The organism is Nocardia farcinica (assembly GCF_029867845.1).
In the GTDB taxonomy this organism is placed as follows: domain Bacteria; phylum Actinomycetota; class Actinomycetes; order Mycobacteriales; family Mycobacteriaceae; genus Nocardia; species Nocardia farcinica_A.
Genome location: NZ_JARWRU010000865.1, coordinates 1 through 2,378 on the forward strand (window position 1 = coordinate 1; position 2,378 = coordinate 2,378).

Below are 2,378 nucleotides of genomic sequence, written 5' to 3' on the forward strand. Positions count from 1 at the left end.
AGCTGGCCCGGGGCAACAACGCCTCGCTGTTCATGGTCGTGCACACCGCGCTGGCGGTGCTGCTGGCCAGGCTGTCCGGGACCGACGACATCGCCGTCGGCACCCCGATCGCGGGCCGTGGCGAGCGCGAACTCGACGACCTGATCGGCATGTTCGTCAACACGCTGGTCTTCCGCACCCGTGTGGGGCGGGGCCAGCGGTTCGCCGATCTGCTCGCCGTGGTGCGCGAGCGCGACCTCGAGGCCTTCGCCAACGCGGACGTGCCGTTCGAGCGTCTGGTCGAGGTGCTCAACCCGGTGCGTTCGACCGCGCGCAACCCGCTGTTCCAGGTGGGCCTGTCGTTCCAGAACCTGGCCGAGACCACGCTGAGCCTGCCCGGTCTGCGGGTCAGCGCGGTCGATGTCGGCGCGCAGCTGGCCAAGACGGACCTGACGGTCACGCTGTACGACCTCTACGACGACAACGGCGACCCGGCCGAGATCGTCACCGACTTCAGCTACGCCACCGACCTGTTCGACGAGGCCACCGCGCAGGGCTTCGCCGATCGCTTCGTGCGGGTGCTGGAGGCCGTGGTGGCGGACCCGGCGGTGCCGGTCTCGGAGATCGACCTGCTGGCGCCGGAGGAGTCCGAGCGCATCCTGCGCGCCTGGAACGACACCGCGCACGACACCGACCGGACCGCGACCCTGGTGTCGCTGTTCGACGCCGCCGCCGCGGCCGCCGATCCGTCGTCGATCGCCGTGGTCGCCGACACCGCCGGTGGCGAGCGCCGCACGCTGACCTGGTCGGAACTGGACGAGCGGGTCAACCGCCTCGCGCGCTGGCTGATCGGGCGCGGCGTGCGCCCGGAGGACCGGGTGGCGCTGGCCATGCGCCGCTCGCTGGATCTGGTCGTCTCGCTGTACGCGATCGCCCGCGCCGGCGCGGCCTACGTGGCGATCGACCCGGACCAGCCCGCCGAGCGCGGCGGCTACATCCTCGACACCGCCGCCCCGGCGCTGGTGCTCACCGCGTCGGCCGACGCCTTCGCCACCGAGGTCGCCGAGGCCGTCGCCGTCGACGAACTCGACCTGAGTGGCCTGGCGGGCACGGCGATCACCGACGCCGACCGCAACGGCGCGCTGGTCGCAGGCAACACCGCCTACGTCATCTTCACCTCCGGTTCCACCGGCAGGCCGAAGGGCGTGGCGGTGCCGCACGGCGCGGCGGCCAACCAGTTGGCCTACATCACCGAGGAATTCGGTCTCGACGCCGAGAACGTGGTGCTGCTCAAGACCGCGGCCACCTTCGACGTGTCGGTCTGGGAGTTCTGGTCACCGGTCGTCAGCGGCGGCCGCCTGGTCGTGGCCACCGCCGACGGCCACCGCGACCCGGCCTACCTGAACGCGCTGATCGCCGACACCGGGGTCACCACCCTGTTTGTGGTGCCCTCGGCGCTGGACGCGCTGCTGGTGGAGTCCGGCGATCGGATGCCCGCGTCGCTGCGCCGCGTGCTGGCCATCGGCGAGGCGCTGCCGGTCGCCACGGCCCAGCGCTTCCGCCGCGACAACGCCGCCGGGCTGTTCAACCTCTACGGCCCGACCGAGGCCGCGGTCTCGATCACCACCCACGAGGTGGACGAGCACGACACCGTGTCGGTCTCGATCGGCGCGCCGCAGTGGAACAGTCAGGTCTACGTGCTGGATTCGCGGCTGCGCCCGGTGCCCGTCGGGGTGTCCGGCGAGCTCTACCTGGGTGGCGCGCAGCTGGCCACGGCCTACTTCGCCCGGCCGGATCTGACCGCCGACCGCTTCGTGGCCAACCCGTTCACCCCGGGCGAGCGCATGTACCGCACCGGCGACCTGGGGGCCTGGACCGCGAACGGCGAGCTGGACTACCGGGGCCGCACCGACTTCCAGGTGAAGATCCGCGGCTTCCGCATCGAGCTCGGCGAGATCGAGACCGCGCTGCTGAACCAGGATTCGATCGCCGCCGCCGCGGTGCTTGCGCTCAACGACCCCAACCTGGGCGATCGCCTGGTCGGCTACATCGTGCCCGCCACCGCCGGTCAGCAGATCGACACCCGCGCGTTGCAGAGCGCGCTGGCGGCGGAGATCCCGTCCTACATGATCCCGTCGGTGTTCGTGCAGCTCGACGAGCTGCCGCTGAACGTCAACGGCAAGCTCGACCGCAAGGCGCTGCCGGAGCCCACCTTCGAGAAGGCGGTCTTCCGGGCGCCGACCACCCCGATCGAGCAGATCGTGGCCACGGTCTACGCCGAGGTGCTCGGCCTCGACCAGAGCGCGCGGATCGGCCTCGACGACGACTTCTTCGCCTGGGGCGGCAACTCGCTGCTCGCCACGCAGGTCGCCTCGCGCCTCGGCGCGGCGCTGAACACC

The 2,378-nt window shown here is 71.7% G+C and carries 1 protein-coding gene; it reads left to right on the plus strand.

Annotation, left to right across the window (positions count from 1 at the left end):
- A partial coding sequence (locus tag QH283_RS18885; RefSeq protein ID WP_280504313.1) for a non-ribosomal peptide synthetase occupies positions 1 to 2,378 on the plus strand: 2,378 nt, incomplete at both ends.